The 19,490-nt window shown below is 37.1% G+C and carries 22 protein-coding genes; 11 read left to right on the top strand and 11 right to left on the bottom strand.

Annotated elements, in window-relative coordinates; genetic code table 11:
• Positions 1–18: 18 nt before the first annotated feature.
• From HUS24_RS10905 to HUS24_RS10930, 6 genes are all read right to left on the bottom strand, one after another.
• Positions 19–534 carry a phosphatidylglycerophosphatase A gene (locus tag HUS24_RS10905; protein WP_173912037.1) on the bottom strand — a complete coding sequence of 172 codons (516 nt, stop codon included), beginning with the start codon at positions 532–534 and terminating at the stop codon, positions 19–21.
• Positions 512–1,426, bottom strand: coding sequence for a thiamine-phosphate kinase (thiL, locus tag HUS24_RS10910; protein ID WP_173912038.1), 915 nt, complete (start codon positions 1,424–1,426; stop codon positions 512–514). Before thiL ends, HUS24_RS10905 begins: the two co-directional genes overlap by 23 nt.
• A 9-nt stretch (positions 1,427–1,435) precedes the next feature.
• Positions 1,436–1,885, bottom strand: a complete 450-nt coding sequence (gene nusB, locus HUS24_RS10915) for a transcription antitermination factor NusB (RefSeq protein WP_065994499.1) — start codon at positions 1,883–1,885, stop codon at positions 1,436–1,438.
• A 3-nt stretch (positions 1,886–1,888) separates the two neighbouring features.
• On the bottom strand, positions 1,889–2,359 hold the full coding sequence (gene ribE, locus HUS24_RS10920) for a 6,7-dimethyl-8-ribityllumazine synthase (protein WP_004718750.1): 471 nt from the start codon (positions 2,357–2,359) through the stop codon (positions 1,889–1,891).
• Positions 2,360–2,406: 47 nt separating this feature from the next.
• The gene (gene ribBA, locus HUS24_RS10925) at positions 2,407–3,519 is read right to left on the bottom strand and encodes a bifunctional 3,4-dihydroxy-2-butanone-4-phosphate synthase/GTP cyclohydrolase II (RefSeq protein WP_173912039.1); all 1,113 of its coding nucleotides are present in this window, start codon (positions 3,517–3,519) and stop codon (positions 2,407–2,409) included.
• Positions 3,520–3,809: 290 nt separating this feature from the next.
• Positions 3,810–5,099, bottom strand: a complete 1,290-nt coding sequence (locus HUS24_RS10930) for a hypothetical protein (protein ID WP_173912040.1) — start codon at positions 5,097–5,099, stop codon at positions 3,810–3,812.
• Between the two features lie 77 nt (positions 5,100–5,176).
• On the opposite strand from HUS24_RS10930, the gene serB reads away from it, so the two are divergent.
• The 3 genes from serB to HUS24_RS10945 all read left to right on the top strand — a co-directional run bounded on the left by serB (position 5,177) and on the right by HUS24_RS10945 (position 7,811).
• Positions 5,177–6,397, top strand: coding sequence for a phosphoserine phosphatase SerB (serB, locus tag HUS24_RS10935; protein ID WP_173912041.1), 1,221 nt, complete (start codon positions 5,177–5,179; stop codon positions 6,395–6,397).
• Positions 6,398–6,821: 424 nt separating this feature from the next.
• Positions 6,822–7,136: an AciT family ciprofloxacin tolerance protein gene (gene aciT / locus HUS24_RS10940; protein ID WP_173912042.1), complete on the top strand. Its 315-nt coding sequence runs from the start codon at positions 6,822–6,824 to the stop codon at positions 7,134–7,136.
• 189 nt (positions 7,137–7,325) lie between these two features.
• Entirely contained in the window at positions 7,326–7,811 is a 486-nt protein-coding gene (locus HUS24_RS10945) for an SCP-2 sterol transfer family protein (protein WP_173912043.1), read from the top strand.
• Positions 7,812–8,004: 193 nt separating this feature from the next.
• On the opposite strand, the gene dtd is transcribed toward HUS24_RS10945, so the two are convergent.
• Positions 8,005–8,445, bottom strand: a complete 441-nt coding sequence (dtd, locus tag HUS24_RS10950) for a D-aminoacyl-tRNA deacylase (RefSeq protein WP_173912044.1) — start codon at positions 8,443–8,445, stop codon at positions 8,005–8,007.
• 457 nt (positions 8,446–8,902) lie between these two features.
• On the opposite strand from dtd, the gene HUS24_RS10955 reads away from it, so the two are divergent.
• Positions 8,903–9,094 carry a ribbon-helix-helix domain-containing protein gene (locus HUS24_RS10955; protein WP_173912045.1) on the top strand — a complete coding sequence of 64 codons (192 nt, stop codon included), beginning with the start codon at positions 8,903–8,905 and terminating at the stop codon, positions 9,092–9,094.
• Between the two features lie 79 nt (positions 9,095–9,173).
• On the opposite strand, the gene HUS24_RS10960 is transcribed toward HUS24_RS10955, so the two are convergent.
• Positions 9,174–9,530 (bottom strand): hypothetical protein, encoded by a 357-nt coding sequence (locus HUS24_RS10960; RefSeq protein WP_065994491.1) that lies wholly within the window; start codon positions 9,528–9,530, stop codon positions 9,174–9,176.
• 308 nt (positions 9,531–9,838) lie between these two features.
• Here HUS24_RS10960 and pncB point away from each other — a divergent pair, with 308 nt between their 5' ends.
• The 3 genes from pncB to asd all read left to right on the top strand — a co-directional run bounded on the left by pncB (position 9,839) and on the right by asd (position 12,855).
• Entirely contained in the window at positions 9,839–11,050 is a 1,212-nt protein-coding gene (pncB, locus tag HUS24_RS10965) for a nicotinate phosphoribosyltransferase (protein WP_173912046.1), read from the top strand.
• Positions 11,051–11,158: 108 nt separating this feature from the next.
• Positions 11,159–12,007: a sulfurtransferase gene (locus HUS24_RS10970; RefSeq protein WP_173912047.1), complete on the top strand. Its 849-nt coding sequence runs from the start codon at positions 11,159–11,161 to the stop codon at positions 12,005–12,007.
• Positions 12,004–12,855 carry an archaetidylserine decarboxylase gene (gene asd, locus HUS24_RS10975; protein WP_173912048.1) on the top strand — a complete coding sequence of 284 codons (852 nt, stop codon included), beginning with the start codon at positions 12,004–12,006 and terminating at the stop codon, positions 12,853–12,855. Before HUS24_RS10970 ends, asd begins: the two co-directional genes overlap by 4 nt.
• A gap of 87 nt (positions 12,856–12,942) precedes the next feature.
• Here the strand turns inward: asd and phoR are convergent, their stop codons facing one another.
• The 3 genes from phoR to HUS24_RS10990 all read right to left on the bottom strand — a co-directional run bounded on the left by phoR (position 12,943) and on the right by HUS24_RS10990 (position 15,868).
• Entirely contained in the window at positions 12,943–14,301 is a 1,359-nt protein-coding gene (phoR, locus tag HUS24_RS10980; protein WP_173912049.1) for a phosphate regulon sensor histidine kinase PhoR, read from the bottom strand.
• A 16-nt stretch (positions 14,302–14,317) separates the two neighbouring features.
• Complete coding sequence (gene phoB / locus HUS24_RS10985; protein ID WP_065994486.1) at positions 14,318–15,028, bottom strand: phosphate regulon transcriptional regulator PhoB; 711 nt, start codon at positions 15,026–15,028, stop codon at positions 14,318–14,320.
• Positions 15,029–15,253: 225 nt separating this feature from the next.
• Positions 15,254–15,868, bottom strand: a complete 615-nt coding sequence (locus HUS24_RS10990; RefSeq protein ID WP_254433866.1) for a TetR/AcrR family transcriptional regulator — start codon at positions 15,866–15,868, stop codon at positions 15,254–15,256.
• A 293-nt stretch (positions 15,869–16,161) separates the two neighbouring features.
• Here HUS24_RS10990 and HUS24_RS10995 point away from each other — a divergent pair, with 293 nt between their 5' ends.
• From HUS24_RS10995 to HUS24_RS11010, 4 genes are all read left to right on the top strand, one after another.
• A complete protein-coding gene (locus HUS24_RS10995; protein ID WP_173912051.1) occupies positions 16,162–17,007 on the top strand; it encodes an SDR family oxidoreductase in 846 nt (281 codons plus the stop codon).
• Positions 17,008–17,387: 380 nt separating this feature from the next.
• Positions 17,388–18,332 carry a TauD/TfdA family dioxygenase gene (locus tag HUS24_RS11000; RefSeq protein WP_173912052.1) on the top strand — a complete coding sequence of 315 codons (945 nt, stop codon included), beginning with the start codon at positions 17,388–17,390 and terminating at the stop codon, positions 18,330–18,332.
• Positions 18,333–18,450: 118 nt separating this feature from the next.
• On the top strand, positions 18,451–19,155 hold the full coding sequence (locus HUS24_RS11005) for a Crp/Fnr family transcriptional regulator (protein ID WP_173912053.1): 705 nt from the start codon (positions 18,451–18,453) through the stop codon (positions 19,153–19,155).
• 108 nt (positions 19,156–19,263) lie between these two features.
• Complete coding sequence (locus HUS24_RS11010; protein ID WP_173912054.1) at positions 19,264–19,479, top strand: molybdopterin-binding protein; 216 nt, start codon at positions 19,264–19,266, stop codon at positions 19,477–19,479.
• The last annotated feature ends 11 nt before the right edge of the window (positions 19,480–19,490 follow it).

The raw sequence follows: 19,490 nt of genomic DNA on the forward strand, positions 1-19,490 counted from the left end.
ACCTGATATGAATTTAAATCATTTAAAATAAAAGTAAATCAAAATACACAACGCAGCCCATAAGCCTGCAATGATATCATCAAACATGATGCCAAAGCCGCCATCTACTCGTCGATCAATGACACGAATCGGCCAAGGTTTCCACACATCAAATAAACGGAATAATGCAAAACCAATCAATGCCCACAGCCAATTCATTTGTCCTAAATAAATCAGTGGAAGAAAGGTAATAGATTGACCTGCAAATTCATCCCAAACAATACGCCCATCATCGTGTACATGAATAATTTCAGCAGTTTTTCCACAAATCCAAATGCCAATCAATGACATGACAAGAATTGCCGCTACAGAAGCATAAAAGCCAAGTGCGAGCCAAAGTGGAATAAATAATAATGCAAATGCTGAGCCGAATGTTCCAGGGGCTTTAGGTGCTAAACCTGAGCCAAAACCAACACCACAGAACACAATGAAGCGTTCAGACCATGTCATCTGGTTAAAGATAATCGGAGGTTTATGCAAAGTGTTGATACCCATGAATGTGAAGAGGATGATCTAAGCCATCTTTTTCAAAAGTTAGTCCGTGTTGTGTGTTAATTTTCCCGATGATTGTAGTTTGAACATTGGGTTGTAATTGCAAAAGTTTTTGGTAATTTTGCTGGCTTATTGTAAAGCATAACTCGTAGTCATCGCCACCTGAAAGTGCATATTGCCATTGTTTTTCTAAAGTTAAATGGCGAAGTGGTTCGCTGATTGGCAGTTGATCAAGATTGATGACCGCACCAACAGCCGATGCTTTTAAAATATGTCCTAAGTCTTGGGCTAAACCATCTGATACATCAATCATGCTTGAGGCTAAGCCTTTTAATGTCTGTCCAAGCTCACAGCGTGGTGTTGGATAATCCAAACGCTGTTGTAACGGATGACCTAAATGCGCTAAAGCAAATGCTGCATCACCCACAGTGCCACTCACCACAATCAGGTCGTTAACTTTTGCACCTGAGCGAGCAATGGCTTGACCAGTTTCAATCCAGCCGAGTGCCGTAACACTAAGGGTCAAATGTGGGCTTTGTGTGGTATCACCACCGATTAAAGCTACACCAAATTGATCGCAACAATCATATAGACCCTGACTAAAGCCTTTGAGCCAGTCATGATTAATTTGGGGTAGACTTAACGCAAGTAAAATACTCTGTGGTTTAGCGCCCATTGCTGCAATATCAGACAAATTAACAGCAACTGACTTCCAACCAATCGCATAAGGGGAAGTTTCTAAAGGGAAATGTCGACCTGCAACCAGTGTATCTGTACAAATCACCAACTGATGATTGGGGGGAGGACTGAGCAGGGCTGAATCATCACCGACACCTAGATCTACATCAGCAGATTGACGTTTAAAATAGGTGTCGATAATTGAAAATTCAGCCATCGCCGCAAGTTATTTCGCTTGTTGCTTTTCTGCTTCACGCAGGCTATTTGCTAAACGGTCTAATACACCATTGATGTATTTATGGCTGTCAGCACCGCCAAAGTGTTTTGCAAGCTCAATTGCTTCATCTAAAACCACACGATATGGAACTTCAAGATGGTCTTTGAGTTCGTACGCGCCTAAACGCAAAGTTGCAAGTTCAACACCATCGAGTGCTTCGATCTCACGATCAAGAACAGGAATAAGTAGAGCATCCAATGCTTCATGGTTGGCAATCACTTGAGTCAGTAACTCATGATAATAGCCGAGATCCACTTTATGCATGGCATTATCGGCACGCGTACGTGCTTCAATTTCATGCACAGGGTTGTGGCTCATTTGCCATTCATAAATCCCTTGTACAGCAAAACGACGTGCTTTACGTTTTGCTGCATAAGTAGCTTGGAGTGTTTGCGACATGCTTTAAATTGCCTTTAACAGGTTAACCATTTCAATTGCAGTAAGGGCAGCTTCACCGCCTTTATTCCCTGCTTTTGTACCAGAGCGTTCAATCGCTTGTTCAATACTGTCCGTAGTCAATACACCGTTGATCACAGGTAAGCCCGTATCTAAACCAACCACACCTAAACCTTTGGCACATTCACCTGCAACAAAGTCAAAGTGTGGTGTACTACCACGAATCACTGCGCCAAGTGCAATGACTGCATCGAATTTACCAGAAGCAGCGAGTTTTTTAGCAACCACAGGAAGCTCCCATGCGCCAGGTGCATGAACGACAGTGATATTATCGTCGCTAACACCATGACGATGCAATGTATCAATTGCACCTTCTAATAAATGTTCAACAACAAAGCTGTTAAAACGACCAACTAAAATCGCATAACGGTCTTCGCTTGCGAGATGTAATAAACCTTCAATTCGGCGAATCGCCATAGCAACCTCGATGATTTAACAGATAAATATTCTAAACAAGCAGGGTTTTAGGCTTGATCAGCGGTAACGTATTCTACCACTTCTAAGTTAAAACCTGATAATGCATTAAAACGTAATGGCGAGCTGAGGAGTTTCATTTTCTCAACACCGAGATCACGTAAAATTTGTGCGCCCACACCAATAGTTTGATATTGTTGTGAAAGAGCAGCATTGGATTTGGTCGGTTTTGGTTTACTTAATGCTTCTAGCGCAGGACCTAAGTCAGACAAATGACGTTGACCGATCCACACCAAAACGCCACGCTCACTTTTGGCAATGGTTTTCAGTGCTTTGTCTAAATTCCACGCAGCTTCACCATCTTTTTTATTGAGTTTCAATAAGTCACGTGCAGGATTGAAACCATGTACACGCACAGTAGTTACACCGTCTTTCGGTTCACCTTTAACCAAAGCAAGATGAATGTCTGGATTCCCAATTTCACGATAACGATGCAAATTGAAAGTACCGTACTCTGTTTCAATCTCTTGTTGGTCTAAATGCTCAACGGTTTGTTCATTGGTCATACGATAATGAATTAGATCCGCAATCGTACCTATTTTGATGCCATGTTTTTCGGCAAATACTTCAAGATCAGGACGACGAGCCATCGTACCATCTTCATTGATAATTTCACAAATTACAGAGGCTGGTTCAAGTCCTGCCAAACGTGCTAAATCACAACCTGCTTCAGTATGTCCTGCACGATGCAGTACACCGCCTGGTTGTGCCATCAATGGGAAAATATGACCTGGTTGAACAATGTCTGCTGGTTTTGCATGAGCAGCAACAGCCGTTTGAATGGTATGCGCACGTTCTGCAGCAGAAATTCCTGTGGTAATACCATCAGCTGCTTCAATCGACAAGGTAAAATTGGTACCGTGTTGTGCGCCATTGCTATCCACCATTAAAGGTAGATCTAATTGCTTACAACGATCACGACTTAAAGTTAGACAAACCAGCCCACGTGCGTGGGTAATCATAAAGTTGATGTCTTCAGGGCGTACATGGGTTGCAGCAATGACCAGATCGCCTTCATTTTCACGATCTTCATCATCCATCAGGATAACCATTTTTCCTGCACGGATATCTGCTACAAGCTCTTCAACAGTATTGAGCGGCATCAAGCTTCACCTTTTTGTTCTGTCTATGTGACATTTTCATTTAATTCATTGGGCATAGTCTACCGTGTTTTATGGTCGTTTGCCTATGCTTATCATATTCCTTTGAGAAACATAGTTATACACAAGGCTACAGCTAAATGGAAACCACGCACTTGTATTTTTATGGCAATTTCGCTTAATTGTTCAACAGATGTTTAGCAAAATTTCACCATTTAACATCGCAAAAATATATATCTATAAAAAAAGCACTTTTATTTAAAAGTGCTTTTTAAGTTTGGACTTACACGGATTTATGAAACTGAAACACGATTATCATCATTAGATGCTGTATTTTTCTTTTTACCTTTTAAAATTTCAGTACGTAGATTTTGTGCAAGTTCAGCAGATTCTGCATTCATGCCATTGATCATAAAGGCATGTCGAGTCAGAACATTGGTTGGGTTTGGCATCGACACCAACTGATAATTTTCACCAATTTGCTTGAGTAAATCATTACTCAAATACAACGCCATTTCTTTAGCAATCAAATGATGGGTTAAACGATCAGCAGCTTGCATCGCGTCAAGTTGCATGGCTTCTACTTCAGTGGTCACTGCACAGCGAGTCTGTAGTACAAAACGTTTGTCTTCACGATAACGCTTATACAAAACATCTGATAACAGTTGAAAAACTGAGCCAATCATTAAAATACAATGCGCAGCATTCGGTTTGTCTGCTGCAATGGTCACCAATGCACCTTGTTGATTAAATTCTTGATGAACAATAAAATCTTTAGAGTTCAGCTTGAAGTGTTGTGCTGAGAGTTCGATGCTTTTATTTAAGAAAATTTGGCATAAATTAAAATACGGCACAGACACAGATTGACTGACTGTATTCATCAATTGTTTTGGATCGTAATACTGAATATTTAACGCAAGCGCTGCTTGTTCTTGGTCAAATTCAACTGGTCGCTCAACTTTTAATGGTTTTGGCTTATTGGCTTGTTGTTTGATTTGTGCGATTGCCAAAGTTTTATCCGCTTTTTCCGCTTCTAAAGCTTCCATGAGTTGTTGAATTTCATGTTTTAATCGTGCTTCTTTATTTAAACGTGCAAGTAATTCACTACGTGTTGGGCGGGCAATGGCACGATATGCTAACCAAACCAGAGCATGAATGATGAATGAAACTAAAATTGCCAACCATTGGGTTCTTAAAATTTCACCAATACTTGGTTTAATAAGGGTAATTTCGATACTACCGACTTTTTTCTCATTTTGCAGTGCATCACGAACAAAAACTTCGCCTTGACGAGTTTTGGCTAAGCCACCTGTTGCAAGTACTTGTTTTTGAGCATCTAAAATACGAATAGATGCCACACTTGGATTGGTCGCATAGCGATTTGCTAGCAATGCCAGTGACACTGTATTGGCTGGTTCAAGTTCAGAAAGGCTGTCCGCAACCAATTGACTGGTCATGAGTTGACCTTGGCTTGCACGGTTCTCATTGAGTTGATGAGTTGTTGCAATTACCAACAAAAAGGTATGTAAAGCAAAACTTATAATCAGTAGGCTAGCAAATAGCCCTTGTCTTGGCGCATTCAACGTAAACTTCCAAAGAAAAAATATTCGATTTCGATTATGATTCTAACAATAGTTGTAGCTCAGACCCGAGTCAATTCATGCGAGAAATCATTCTTATATCATTTTTAGGACCTGACCAACCCAATCAGTTTACTCGATTAATGCAAGTGTTGTCCGTACATTCTTTGCAAATATTAGATGTAGGGCAGGCAGTCATTCATAACCAATTGACTTTAGGGATTGTGGTTTCGTCAGATGACCAAACCGCCACGGCATTAGCCATGAAAGATATCCTTATTTTAGCACACGATATCGGATTAACCGTTCGTTTTAAACCGATCACAGGTGCGGAATATGATCAATGGGTCGGCGAAGGAGGTAGAACCCGTTATATTGTAACGGCTTTAGCACCTGAGCTGACGGCTGCACATTTACAAGCAGTAACAAATATTGTGTCCAGCCAGGGTTTTAACATTGAAACAGTAACCCGACTTTCAGGTCGACCAGACCGAAATGGACTGGAAAATGAACCAAAACGTTCATGTGTCCAGTTTGGTTTAAGCGGGCAAATGTTAGATGCACAAGCCATGCGTGCTGCCTGTCTGCGTTTGTCTGCTGAGTCAAGTATTGATGTTGCAGTGCAAGAGGACAATGCTTACCGTCGTAATCGCCGTCTGGTTTGTTTTGATATGGACTCAACCCTAATCGAACAAGAAGTCATTGATGAACTGGCGATTGAGGCAGGTGTGGGTGACCAAGTGGCTGAAATTACTGAGCGCGCCATGCAAGGTGAGCTTGATTTTCAACAAAGTTTCCGTGCTCGTGTAGCATTACTCAAAGGTTTAGATGCAGCAGTTTTACCTAAAATTGCAGAACGCTTAACGGTAACAGAGGGCGCTGAGCGTTTGATCAGAACCTTAAAATCACTGGGTTATAAAACTGCAATTTTATCAGGTGGTTTCCAATATTTTGCTGAATATTTACAAGCAAGATTAGGCATTGATGAAGTTCATGCCAATGTTCTCGATGTCGAAAATGGTGTAGTAACAGGTGAAGTCAAAGGTCATATTGTGGATGGTGCACGTAAGGCATTATTACTGACCGAACTTGCTGAAAAAATGGGTATTTCATTAGAACAAGCAATTGCTGTAGGCGATGGTGCAAATGATTTACCGATGCTGTCTATTGCAGGTCTAGGTGTGGCGTTCCGTGCGAAACCCCTAGTGCGCCAAAATGCCAATCAGGCGATTTCGAGTGTCGGTTTAGATGGTGTTTTGTATCTTTTAGGGGTGCATGATAAAGACTTAAATCGTGCTTGAAATTCAACATTAAAAGATGTCAGTTAGATGAAAAAGAGTGGCTTTGTGTTGCTCTTTTTTGCTTGATAAATAATATTTTTTATCTTTTCGAAGTGAAGAAGGTAGGTATTCGCTTTATAGATTAAAGAGATCGAAAAAAGTTGTTTTTGTATAAAAATGGCAGTGTATTTTTTTGTAATGACAAGCAAAGACTGATGCGGATTAGAAACTACTAAAATTTAAAAATAAAAAAATGTAATGACAAAAGAATATAACGACAAAGTGTGTCGCTTTACCTAAAAACAGGTATTTTATTCTTAAAAAAAATCGCCATAATGCACAACATAAGCGTTAGTAAGATTGTAAAGAAAAAATATTGGCTTGATGAAAATTGTGGTGTGCTCCCTTTTTCAAAGGTGAGGACTTCATTTTGACGGAGGTTTTTATGCTAACAGCGACATGGGCAACATTGATTGGATTTAGTCTGATTGCCGTAGCGTTGACTGCTGTGTTCTTCTCTCCTTATCGTCATTGGTTAGGATTTATGTTAGCTGGGATGGCTTTCTGGGGCATATTAGAGACGATACGGTTTAACGTACAGAATTTTTTTGATTTATCGGTTCCTTATAGTTATTTAACGGCAATTATTGTGTCAATGAGTGGGTTGATTGTTTTGCTATTGCGTGCTGATAAAATGGCACAAAAGGCACTCCAAAATCGCCAATATATTGAACATACACCTGTTTATGAAGATGAATAAAAAATGATATTTCATACGAATAACTGACTTAAGCGTTCAATAAAATAACCAAAAAAGACATTTTCAAGGTATATCGAATGATATACCTTTTTCTGCGTATCGTTTTGTTAGCAACCTTGTATTACAAATACCAAGTTATGCTAGGATGATGAGTAAATTTTTTATATTAAAACAACAGGCTAAAATGTCATGAAACTTTCTTCAATACCCGTTGTAAAGTTACCTATTGTTGATGCAAGTACTGATCCTTTAGATCTATTGGTACTGGGCTTAGCATTGCGTATGAAACAACTGGCACGTACTAGTCCGAAATTTATTGAATTGACCCATGATCGTCAATTCCGTATCCAAATTGGTACTGATCTAGGCGTGGCTCGTCAAATTATTGTCAATAACGGTCAAATCGAATCAGTTTCAGGTGATGCAGAGAAAGCAGATTTTATTTTGCAATTTGCTGATAGCGAACAAGGTGTCAAAACCTTAGTTAAAGGTGATCCAAGTGCATTTATGACAGGTATGCAAAACGGTAGCATCAAAATGGAAGGTGATTTCAGCTTGTTGGTATGGTTTAACCAAGTTGCGAAATTGATTCCACCAAAAGTACCAAAACCTGTAAAAGAAAAGATTGCTTCAGCACGACAATTCTTAAAAGAAAAGACAGGTCGCTCATTTTAAAAAAATTAAAACTGATGTTGATCTTCAACATCAGTTTTTATGAGCGAGCAAAGGATGCGATAATTTAAGTTTTCTAAGCGCAAAACTACTCGTTAAATTAAATTATTTTTACATTGTTCTAAGGAGTGGTTCTTAGCTAGACATTACTACCCGTAGAAGCTTTAACAAGAATAATGCTGAGTGAATAAACAGCTTATTCCACCTCTAAACTAAAGGTCACAGGACCGTCATTAACCAAATGCACCTTCATATCTGCCGCAAAAATACCTGTTTGCACATGATTAAATTGAGAGCGAGCATATTCAACCAATTGTTCATAGAGTGCTTGAGCTTCCGCAGGCGGCATGGCAGGGCCAAAATCGGGACGTAAACCTTTTTGAGTTTGTGCCATTAAGGTAAATTGAGAAACCAATAAAATTTCGCCACCTGCTTGGCTGACATTCCAGCCCATTTTGCCTTGTTCATCATCAAAAAAACGATATTTTAAAATTTTATCGATCAGCTTTTTACCTTTTTCAAGGTTATCTTCTTTGCCAAGACCTAAAAAAACTAACATTCCTTTTTCAATTTGACCTGTTACTTCACCTTCAACGACAACTTTTGCCTCTAAAACCCGTTGTAACAACGCACGCATAACATAACCATTTGATATTTTCTAAATATTCGAATTCTAGCAAACTTATGTATGGATATGCTGAGCATGTACTTTAAATGATCTTACGATGCTGACTTAAATTACATGGTTTGATTTAGGAAGAAGATGGTATTTGCTATCGGTTGATCATATGATACGAGATATAAAATGATCAGGCTTATAAAAATGTGAATAATACAGAGAAAAGTAAAATTAAAAACCAATAAAGTGGTTTTGATAAATATAAAAGCTGATTTAATAATGCATTATTTAAAATAAGTGTAATAAAATTTCAACTAAAATGGTCTGTATAGTTTAGTTTATTTAATATATTGTAATTATATTATGTAGTAGAGTATATTGTGTTTACTATTTACTCAAAACTAATAATTTTTGATGAATTTTTATAATAGTTTAATTATAATTCCATGATAATAAACTCCAATAAGGAACTGTTGTGGAAAATAAAACTGCACGATTAACAATTTTAATTGACCCAGTCAAGAAAAAGGCTTTTGAAGAATTATGTAATCAACAAGATATTACACCCTCACAAGTGGTGCGACAATTGATTCGTGAATATTTACAAGCGCATGGTGTTGAATATGCCACTAAATTGAAAAACAATACTGCGGGCAAAAATGAATAATAAGGTGGAAATAGTTTGAATTAATAGCAGACATAAAAAATACTGCCAGCATTGTGAAGTGCTGGCAGTATTCATAACATTATGAAAAATCAAGTTCTTTTTCAAATGCACGTAACTCATGGCGAGCCATAGCTAAGTTTGATTTTTGACGATCTAAAACCAAATATAAGAATAACTCATCATTACGATCTAATGGACGTAATAAATGATATTGCTTACCTAAAGTAATTAATACATCTTCAATTTTATCATTTAGTTTTAATGCATTTGCCACTTTACGTTTTGCACGAATAACTTCTGTATTTCCTGCCGCTGCAAGTTCTAAATCTAAACCTGATCCAATCGCAGCAAGTGCTAAACCACTTGAACTATCAACTAAAGCTGCTGCAACTACACCATCAATTTCATTTAATGCATCTAAATTAAGTTTTGCCATAATAGACTTCCTAAACTTTCCCATTGTATTTTGAAATATAAAAAGTATTTTTTAGTATTTTTTAAAATACATTTATATCGTATTAAATGTTAATTAAAAAACTTTTTTATTTCAATAAATATTAATTTTAATTTATTAAATAATATTTAATTATAATAAAATGTTAATAATTTAAAAATAAACTTGGATGAAACTTGTCAGCGAAGTCGTCAGATTTTTGTAAAAAAAACAGTCAATAATCTATTTTTTGATTTGCAAGTTTAGATTTAGTTTTTATAGTGAGAGCATACAGATTAATTGGATCAAATATGCAACCCATCATTCAGTCATTGCTTGATACGGATTTGTACAAGTTTACAATGTTGCAAGTGGTACTTCATAAATTCCCACAAACACACAGCGTATATCATTTCCGTTGCCGAAATTTGCAAGATACCGTGTATCCATTGACGGATATTTTAGATGATCTGAATGAACAGCTAGATTATCTTTGTCAGCTGAACTTTAAAGAAGATGAATTACAATATTTACGCAGCTTGCGTTTTATCAAAAGTGATTTTGTTGATTATTTAGAATTATTCCAATTAAAACGCCGTTTTATTAAAGCAGGAATCGATGAACAAGGTCGTTTGGACATTTGGGTGGAAGGTCCAATGGTACAAGCGATGATGTTTGAAATTTTTGTATTGGCAATTGTGAATGAACTGTATTTCCATCGTATTCGTTCTGACGCAGTTTTGGCAGAAGGTGAGCGCCGTTTACAAGCTAAAGTTGCGTTGATGAAGAAATATGAAGCAGAAATGCAACCAAATGATCCACCATTTTTGGTATCAGATTTTGGTACACGTCGTCGCTACAGTTTAGCGTGGCAACGCCATGTCATCCAAACTTTCCATGATGCTGTACCAAATGTGTTTCGTGGTACCAGTAACGTATTGATCGCAAAAGAATTAAAAATTTTCCCGATCGGCACAATGGCACATGAGTTTTTACAAGCGTTTCAAGCCTTAGATGTCCGACTAAGAGATTTCCAAAAATCAGCACTTGAAACTTGGGTGCAAGAATATCGTGGTGATTTAGGCATCGCACTCACCGATGTGGTGGGAATGGATGCTTTTTTACGTGATTTTGATTTATATTTTGCGAAGTTATTTGATGGCTTGCGTCATGATAGTGGTGATCCATTTGAATGGGGAGATAAAGCTTATCAGCACTATCGTAAACTCAAAATTGATACCAAAACCAAGATGCTGACATTTAGTGATGGTTTAGATTTAGAACGTGCTTGGGCGCTGTATCAATATTTTAAAGACCGTTTTCAAGTTAGTTTTGGTATCGGTACCAACTTAACCAATGACATGGGACAAACGCCGCTGAATATTGTTTTAAAATTAGTCGAGTGTAATGGTCAGTCGGTGGCAAAAATTTCAGATAGTCCTGGAAAAACCATGACAGACAATGACACTTTCCTTGCATATTTACGCCAAGTTTTTGAAATTCAAGAACCAAGCGTTGAGTAGAAAATCTATAGCTGATTTTTTGCTAAAGAAAAGCAGAAAATCAGCAAAACTGTAAAAAAGACTATGCTAAGATCATTCTTATAGACCTGTTAAAATTCAAAAAAGCTTATGACTGCCTCACCTTTTAATTTTGATTTGTTGATCGAAGCTGAACAATTAGTTCCTTATCTAGGACATGAACAATTACGCATTGTTGATTTGAGTCGAAGTTCAGTCTATGAACAATTACATTTACCGCATGCTTTACATTTAAAACCACAGCTTTTGGTTCAACAAGAAGAACAAGCATCAGGTTTATTACCTGATGAGCAAGGTTTGAAGGCATTCATTGAATACTTAAACATCTCTCCTGAGCATCATGTGGTGGTTTATGATGATGAAGGTGGGGCATGGGCAGGGCGTTTGATCTGGAATTTACACTGTTTGGGCTTTGAAAATGTCAGTTTGCTTAATGGTGGGATACATGCATGGTTGGGCGCAGGATTACCTACTTCATCGGAAGTCGAAGAATTTAAAAAAGTGAAGAACTTAGTTGAAATAAATCTTCAAAATATTGAAAAATATAGAATAAAATATAATGAATTGTTAGAAAAAGTACAACAAAATGCGATACAAGTTTGGGATTGCCGTACCACAGAAGAATATACAGGACAGCGTTTAGCCGCAAGACGTGGCGGTCATATTCCAAATGCCTTACATTTTGAATGGAGTACTGCAATTAATCGTCAAAATCATTTAAAATTGCATCCTTTAGAACGCACGCAACAACGTTTAGAACAATTGGGCTTTCATTTGGATCAACCTGTGGTGGTGTATTGTCAATCACATCATCGTTCAGGATTGGCATATATCTTAGGTCGATTACTCGGTTGGAACATTCAAGCTTATGATGGTGCGTGGAGCGAATGGGGCAACCGCCTCGACAGTCCTATTATTAGTGGAGAATCACCTTCGTGAGTCTGACCTCAAACTTAAAAAAACAACTTTTTATTCGTGCTCAAAATTTAGTACCACAGCAACAACTTAGCCGTGTGGTAGGCAAACTTGCTGCCAGTGAAAATCCATTGGTTAAAAATGTCGTTATTCAAGCCTTTAAAGCACAATATGGTATTGATATGTCGATTGCACAGCAAACCGATGCGTTAAAATATAAATCGTTTAATGATTTTTTTACTCGTGCTTTAAAACAAGGGGTACGAGAAATTGATGCAGATACAAATAGCATCGTATCACCTGCGGATGGGGCAATTTCACAATTAGGTCAAGTAAAAGAAGGTGATGTATTTCAAGCCAAAGGTCAAAGTTTTTCAGTTGAAAAATTGATTGGTGATCCACAGCTTGCAGCACCATTTAAAAATGGTCAATTTGCCACAGTTTACTTGTCACCACGTGATTATCACCGTGTGCATATGCCTTTTGCAGGTACTTTGACTGAAACCCTGTATATTCCAGGTGAACTATTTTCTGTAAATCAAACTACTGCAGAAAATGTACCGGGTTTATTTGCCCGTAATGAACGTATGGTTTGTCTATTTGATACTGAACTCGGTCGTATGGCAGTCGTTTTAGTGGGTGCAATGATTGTGGCAGGGATCGAAACTGTCGCAACAGGTAAAGTGAAACCATCGGGTCGCTTAGAACTCAACCACCATGACTTAAAACTTGAAAAAGGTGATGAATTAGGACGTTTTTATTTGGGTTCAACTGCGATCGTTTTATTTGAACAAGATAAAATGAATTGGGATGCGCAATTTAAAGCGAACTCAGTTGTAGTCATGGGCGAGGCTTTAGGGCATACCTTATAAGCATTTAACAAACAGTATGTTTGAGTAAAGGTGAAGGAAGTCATATTCTTCACCTTTTATTTTAAGATTTAAAATCAAACACAAAAATTATTCAGGTTTATATAAACGTTCTTTGGGAAATACCACTCTAAAGGTAGAACCTTGATTTTCAATAGAATCAATTTCTAAATAAGCATTATGCTGCATCAATACATGCTTCACAATCGCCAAGCCTAAACCTGTACCGCCTGTTTGACGACTGCGTGCGCTGTCGACACGATAAAAACGCTCAGTTAAACGTGGTAAATGTTTTGGGTCAATGCCAATACCTGTGTCTTGTACTGTAAAATAGCCATGTTGACCATCATCATGCCAACCCATAGTCACTGAACCACCTTTAGGCGTATATTTAATCGCATTGGTAATTAAGTTACTAAAAGCACTGGCAAGTTCAGTGTCTGAGCCGATGAGATCACAATGGCTATCGATATCCAAATTTAAAGTATGCCCATAATCCACATTATAAGCTTGGGCATCGTCAAACAATTGATTCATTAGACTTGGCATTTCAATAATTTGATTTTTGGCAATTTGTTTATTGCCCTCAAGTCGTGACAAGAGTAACAAATCATTGACGAGCGCATTCATACGTCGAGTTTGCGAGTGCATCTGATCAAACGCACGTTTCCAACGAGGATTTAAGTCTTCTTGGTCGGTAAATGTTTCGATATAACCACTTAACACTGTCAGCGGTGTGCGTAATTCGTGTGAAATATTATCCACAAAATCTTTACGCATTTGTTCTAAATTATGCACACGTGTGACATCGTAAGCGACCAATAAACGGCTTTCGCTACCAAAACGCGTCAGTTTGATTTGTACATAATGCTCATCATAAACCGTTGATTTTATTTTAATACCATCGGGTGACTGATCAATATTATTAAAATACTCAATAAAACTCGGCTGACGAAGAATGGTTAAAATATTGCGACCACGATCTGACATTTGGATGCCAAGTAATTTTTCGGCAGCAGGATTCCACCATTCAATTTGATGTAATTCATCAGTTAAAACAACAGCTTCTGCTAATGCCACCAAGGAGGATTGTGCTCGGTCAATTAAACCGACCATTTCTGCTTGTACAACACGTTCTTGACGCTGCGCCCGATAGACATTGAACAGTAATGCACCCCATATTCCACTTAAATTTGGGGGAACATCGTATGGGCGATTGGAAATCCATTCATTGACCAAATACAAAGAACGCAGTTGGAAGATAAAAAAGATCGCAAATGCCAGTGAAATGCAGATCCAAAAATACCCAATCCCAAAACCTATAAAACATCCGATGACTAGAAGAAATGCAAGTAGGCGTAAATCTTGTTTGGCAAATGTCCACAAACTGCTGTAGCGAAACTTTTTATGGTCACGAGCAAGATCAGGGACGGGATAGGGTTCATACATAAAAAAATTGACCTAACTAACCTAAGGCAACATCTGCACGTGTAGAAAAACGATAACCTGTACCACGAACAGTTTGTACATAACGGTCAGCACCGTACGGTTCTAACACTTTACGCAAACGGCGAATATGCACATCAATGGTACGGTCTTCAATATACACATTACCACCCCAAACTTGGTCAAGTAGCTGAGCACGTGTATAAGCACGTTCTGGGTGCGTCATAAAGAATGCCAAAAGACGGTATTCAGTTGGCCCCATTTCTAAAATGCTATCGCCAAAACTCACCCGTTGGCTAACAGGATCTAAAATTAAGCCATTGGCATCAATTGATTTTTCACCGCTCAGTGCATTGGCACGGCGTAAAACAGCTTTAATACGAGAAACCAATTCACGGGTTGAAAATGGTTTGGTCATATAATCATCAGCACCAGCATCTAAGCCTTGTACTTTATGATCTTCTTCACCGCGTGCAGTGAGCATAATCACAGGAATTTCTGCAAGATTTTCATCACGTTTTAAGCGACGACATAAGTCTACGCCACTTACACCACCTGGCATCATCCAATCCAATAGGATCAGTGCCGGTCGTTGGTCTACGATCATTTGATGCGCTTGTTTGGCATCTTCAGCTTGTAAGCATTGAAAGCCAGCCATATCTAATGATGTATGGATCATCTCTCGAATCGGAAGTTCGTCATCGACGATTAAAATATAGTCATCTTTCACAACGCAATATCCTATGTATGAACGGTGTACCGTTTTATTATTTATGACAGGCTTATTACAAAGATTAATTATGACAGTATCATTGCAAAAAAAAGATATCGGCTATTTTTTGCAAAACTTTGTGACAAAACTTGTGAAGTTATATGAACAATCAATGAAATAAGCATGATCTTTTATTTTTACGATTTGATTAAAAAATAACAGTACATACAAATTTCGGTATATTTAAGCACTTTGTTTTTCAGAAAAAGAATCTAATAACGATAAAAAAACTGCTTCACAAGCAAAAACCACTTGTTCTACTGAAAGTTTAAATCCACCCATTACCCAGCGGACTGCAATTTGTGTCACATACCCATTTAGCCCTGTCGACACCAAAGAAATTTCCTGTTCACTGTAGTTAATCCGCGGCATCATAAGCATGACAAAAGCATGAATCATGCGATCAAAACGTCCCATAGTTTCGTGAATTGTCGCTTGATTATGGAGTTCTTGCACCAACATCGCATCTACATAAATAATCCGTGCCATGCGAGGATCCGCTTTTAGCATCGAAAATAATGCAAATAAACCTGAATGAATCATTTTTTTAGGATCAGGAGATGCTTGCATCACGCCTTGCATCACAGTTTGTTGTAGCTGATCAATCAGCTGTAAAAATATGGTTTGGAATAGTTCCTCGCTTTTCTTAAAAGATTCATAAAAATAACGTTCAGTGAGTTTTGCTTCATTACAAACATCTTTCACAGTCACAGAGAAAAAGCCTTGTGTACCGTAGGCTTCAATTCCTGCCTCAATCAGTTTTTCACGACGAGCCAACTTTCGCTCAGACAGGGACATGCCTTTAAATTGTCTTTCTTTCACCAATTTTTTAGATGCATTTTGTTGTTGCTGTTGTGGGTTGGGATCATTTAAAAAGTCTTTAGTCATATGAATTTGTGCCAAATTAAGTGTGCAAATAGCAATATTTGATCAATAAAAATAGTTGAAATTTACGTCATACTTCTGAGCAACTCATCAACATTGAAAAGCTTAACATATTATATTGACAATAGTCATTGTCAAAATTATAGTGTAGCAGTGAGTGTATGTATATAAAATGCATACGTAAAGAATTCAAACAAGGAAACTCAATGAAAAATTTTAAAAATAAAGTCGCAGCGATTACGGGTGCAGGCTCAGGTATGGGGCAGCAATTGGCAATTTTATTGGCAAAACAAGGCTGTCATTTATCGATTAGTGATGTAAATGAAAAAGGTTTGGCTGAAACTGTAGAATTGGTAAAACCTTATGATGTACGTGTAACGTCTAAAAAAGTAAACGTTGCAAAACAAGAAGAAATGAAAGCTTGGGCAGAAGAAACTGTTCAAAATCATGGCTCTGTAAATATGATTTTCAATAACGCTGGTGTAGCACTCGGTGCAACAGTAGAAGGTGAAAGTTATGAAGAGCTTGAATGGATCGTTGGCATTAACTTCTGGGGCGTGGTTTACGGCACCAAAGAATTTTTACCATATATTAAGAAAACAGGTGATGGTCACATCATCAATACCTCAAGTATCTTTGGTTTAACTGCGCAACCAACGCAGTCTGGCTATAATGCGACTAAATTTGCGGTACGTGGTTTTACTGAATCATTACGTCAAGAACTTGATATTGAAAATTGTGGTGTTAGCGCACTTTGTGTACACCCAGGTGGTATTCGTACTAACATCGCAAACGATGCACGCATGAATGACAGCTTAAAATCTTTGGGTATGAATCCTGATAAATCTGCAAAAGCATTTAATAAACTATTACGTAAACCTGCGGTAGAAGCGGCACAAGAAATTTTGGATGCAGTCCTTGCAGACAAACGTCGTTTATTGATTGGTGGTGATGCGGTGATTGTTGATTTGGCACAACGTTTATTACCTGCAGGTTATCAAAAATTGGCAACAGGTTTGACCAAATTAACCAAGCGTTTTGAACCAAAATAATTGTTTTATACAATACACAATAAAACCGTCATTTATGGCGGTTTTTTATTGCTTAATACTTTTAAATTGAATTACTTAGATGACCTACAGGTTAAAAATTTATTGTGGATATTTTCTTATAATAAATTGAATTGATAGTTTTTTATTTATTTTTCTTTGTCTTAAACCATGCAAGGAAGAAAGTAAATGAAGGCTATTTTTTATTGAATAGTTATATATTTTTATTGGCTAAAGCATTTTAAGTTTCTTTCTTATCTAAAATAGAGAATAAAAATGTCACTTATTTGACAGATTGGAATAAGTGAATTTGACAATATAGCTCCATCAGCAGAAATGCTTTGATTCAGATATTTACAAATAACAATATTGAGGAAATAAACATGAGCTATAGCTATAAACATATTCAGGTAAAACCAATTACAGGGCGCATTGGTGCAGAAATTGAAGGTGTAGAGCTGTCATCAAAGCTTGATGAGCAGGTGATCTATGAAATCAATCAAGCATTATTACAATACAAAGCCATTTTCTTTAAGGCTCAGCATCATTTGGATGATGTGGAGCAAGAAGCATTTGCAGCACGTTTAGGAACACCCTTAAATCATCCAACTGTTCCTGTGAAAAATGGCTCTAAACATATTTTAGAACTTGATTCTTCTCATGGCGTACGTGCAGATTCATGGCATACGGATATTACCTTCTTGGATGCTTATCCTAAAGCTTCAATCTTACGCAGTATCGTTGCCCCAGCAGCAGGTGGGGATACGGCTTGGGCAAACACCACTTCTGCTTATGACAGTTTACCTGAACCACTTAAGGCTTTGGCAGATAAATTACGTACAGTGCATAGCAATGATTTTGATTATGCCAATACTGATCTGACCATCAATAAAGAAACTTTGGCGAAGTATCGTAATTTCTTCAAATCTACCGAATATGAAACTGAGCATCCATTGGTGCGTGTTCATCCAGAAACGGGCGAAAAAACTTTATTACTTGGACATTTCTTTAAGCGTTTTGTTGGATTTAACAGCACCGATTCCAAAAAACTGTTTGATTTATTCCAAAGTCACATCGTAAAGCAAGAAAATATTGTGCGTTGGCGTTGGGAAGCTGGTGATGTCGCGATTTGGGATAATCGTGCAACACAACACCGTGCCATCAATGACTATGGTGATCAGCGCCGTATCGTGCGCCGTGTTACTTTAGAAGGTGATATTCCAGTAGGGGTGGATGGTCGTCCGAGTTTGACTCAACACAAAGAAGAAAAATTTGATATCAAAGACTATCGTCAGACTGAAACAGGTATATATGAAAAAGTTTCATAAGAAAATTGGTTTTTCGATAAAACTATGCATAAAAGCTTAAAAGTTTTGCAGAATAAATCATTAGCTCTAACGATATTATCCATCTAATATTTATTTAAAAATATTAGATGGATTTATTATGCAATATTATGATTTAAATTACACATCAAATCATTATGTCTTAAAGAATATATTTAAAAGTTTATCTTTGGATAGAATTGAATATATTTTAAATCAATCAATAATTAAAAAGTTTAATAAAAATGAACTAATCTTAAATAAAGGTACATGTTCGGATGCATTATATATATTGCTCGATGGGATTATTCACATTGGGTATTTAAGTACGTCTGGACGTTTTCATGCTTTTAATTTCTTCTCAGAAAAAAACCTGATTAATCTATTACCTTGTTTAAAGGGTCATGTCATTGATTATGATTATTATGCCTTTAATCAAGTTCGTGTATTGATCATTCCAAAGCATATTTTTCATCAAGAATTAAATGATAACAATAAGTTAAATGAAGACTTGCTAGATATTGTTGCCTTTCGGATGCATCATCTTATTGAAGAGGTGAAATTTTTGCATATTGCTAATTTACATCAAAAAATTTGTAAAACTTTGCTGAGTTTGTCGAAGCAATATGGCATCCATCATGCACAAGGGATAGAAATATTACTAAAGATATCTCAGCACGATTTGGCAGATTTATTATCTTCATCAAGACAAACAGTAAATAAGGAGGTTAAAAAATTGGTGAATTTAAATGTTATTGAATGGCAGTATGAAAACATTATTGTTAAAGATATTGAGTATTTTAAACGAGTTTTAAATGATATTTAATTGATTGTTTTTTATTTTAGTAAAAAAGATATTTAAATCGTTTTATATTATTTTTTAATGTGAAAAAAATATTACATATTATTTTAAAAATACACACAGAGATTAATAATGACGATTCAATCTATCAATGTTCGAAATCAGTTAAAAGGCACTATTCAGGACATCATCCGTGGAGATGTTGTATCTGAAGTCGATGTAGTTACCGCTTCTGGTATTTTTACCTCGGTAATTACCACGCGTTCTGTGGAACAGCTTGATTTACAAATCGGCAGTCAAGTGATTGTGCTGATTAAATCAACTGATGTCTCACTTGCTAAGCTGTAGGTGTAGATGTT

It is taken from the genome of Acinetobacter sp. Marseille-Q1618 (genome assembly GCF_902809855.1).
In the GTDB taxonomy this organism is placed as follows: domain Bacteria; phylum Pseudomonadota; class Gammaproteobacteria; order Pseudomonadales; family Moraxellaceae; genus Acinetobacter.

Bases quoted from the DNA above. Each gene is read 5' to 3' on its own strand.
- ribE (WP_004718750.1), bottom strand. From the start codon at position 2,359: ATGGCGATTCGCCGAATTGAAGGTTTATTACATCTCGCAAGCGAAGAC.
- serB (WP_173912041.1), top strand. From the start codon at position 5,177: ATGCGAGAAATCATTCTTATATCATTTTTAGGACCTGACCAACCCAAT.
- pncB (WP_173912046.1), top strand. From the start codon at position 9,839: ATGCAACCCATCATTCAGTCATTGCTTGATACGGATTTGTACAAGTTT.
- thiL (WP_173912038.1), bottom strand. From the start codon at position 1,426: ATGGCTGAATTTTCAATTATCGACACCTATTTTAAACGTCAATCTGCT.
- HUS24_RS10995 (WP_173912051.1), top strand. From the start codon at position 16,162: ATGAAAAATTTTAAAAATAAAGTCGCAGCGATTACGGGTGCAGGCTCA.
- HUS24_RS11010 (WP_173912054.1), top strand. From the start codon at position 19,264: ATGACGATTCAATCTATCAATGTTCGAAATCAGTTAAAAGGCACTATT.
- HUS24_RS10970 (WP_173912047.1), top strand. From the start codon at position 11,159: ATGACTGCCTCACCTTTTAATTTTGATTTGTTGATCGAAGCTGAACAA.
- nusB (WP_065994499.1), bottom strand. From the start codon at position 1,885: ATGTCGCAAACACTCCAAGCTACTTATGCAGCAAAACGTAAAGCACGT.
- HUS24_RS10905 (WP_173912037.1), bottom strand. From the start codon at position 534: ATGGGTATCAACACTTTGCATAAACCTCCGATTATCTTTAACCAGATG.
- phoR (WP_173912049.1), bottom strand. From the start codon at position 14,301: ATGTATGAACCCTATCCCGTCCCTGATCTTGCTCGTGACCATAAAAAG.
- HUS24_RS10945 (WP_173912043.1), top strand. From the start codon at position 7,326: ATGAAACTTTCTTCAATACCCGTTGTAAAGTTACCTATTGTTGATGCA.
- HUS24_RS11000 (WP_173912052.1), top strand. From the start codon at position 17,388: ATGAGCTATAGCTATAAACATATTCAGGTAAAACCAATTACAGGGCGC.
- HUS24_RS11005 (WP_173912053.1), top strand. From the start codon at position 18,451: ATGCAATATTATGATTTAAATTACACATCAAATCATTATGTCTTAAAG.
- HUS24_RS10990 (WP_254433866.1), bottom strand. From the start codon at position 15,868: ATGTCCCTGTCTGAGCGAAAGTTGGCTCGTCGTGAAAAACTGATTGAG.
- ribBA (WP_173912039.1), bottom strand. From the start codon at position 3,519: ATGCCGCTCAATACTGTTGAAGAGCTTGTAGCAGATATCCGTGCAGGA.
- aciT (WP_173912042.1), top strand. From the start codon at position 6,822: ATGCTAACAGCGACATGGGCAACATTGATTGGATTTAGTCTGATTGCC.
- dtd (WP_173912044.1), bottom strand. From the start codon at position 8,445: ATGCGTGCGTTGTTACAACGGGTTTTAGAGGCAAAAGTTGTCGTTGAA.
- HUS24_RS10960 (WP_065994491.1), bottom strand. From the start codon at position 9,530: ATGGCAAAACTTAATTTAGATGCATTAAATGAAATTGATGGTGTAGTT.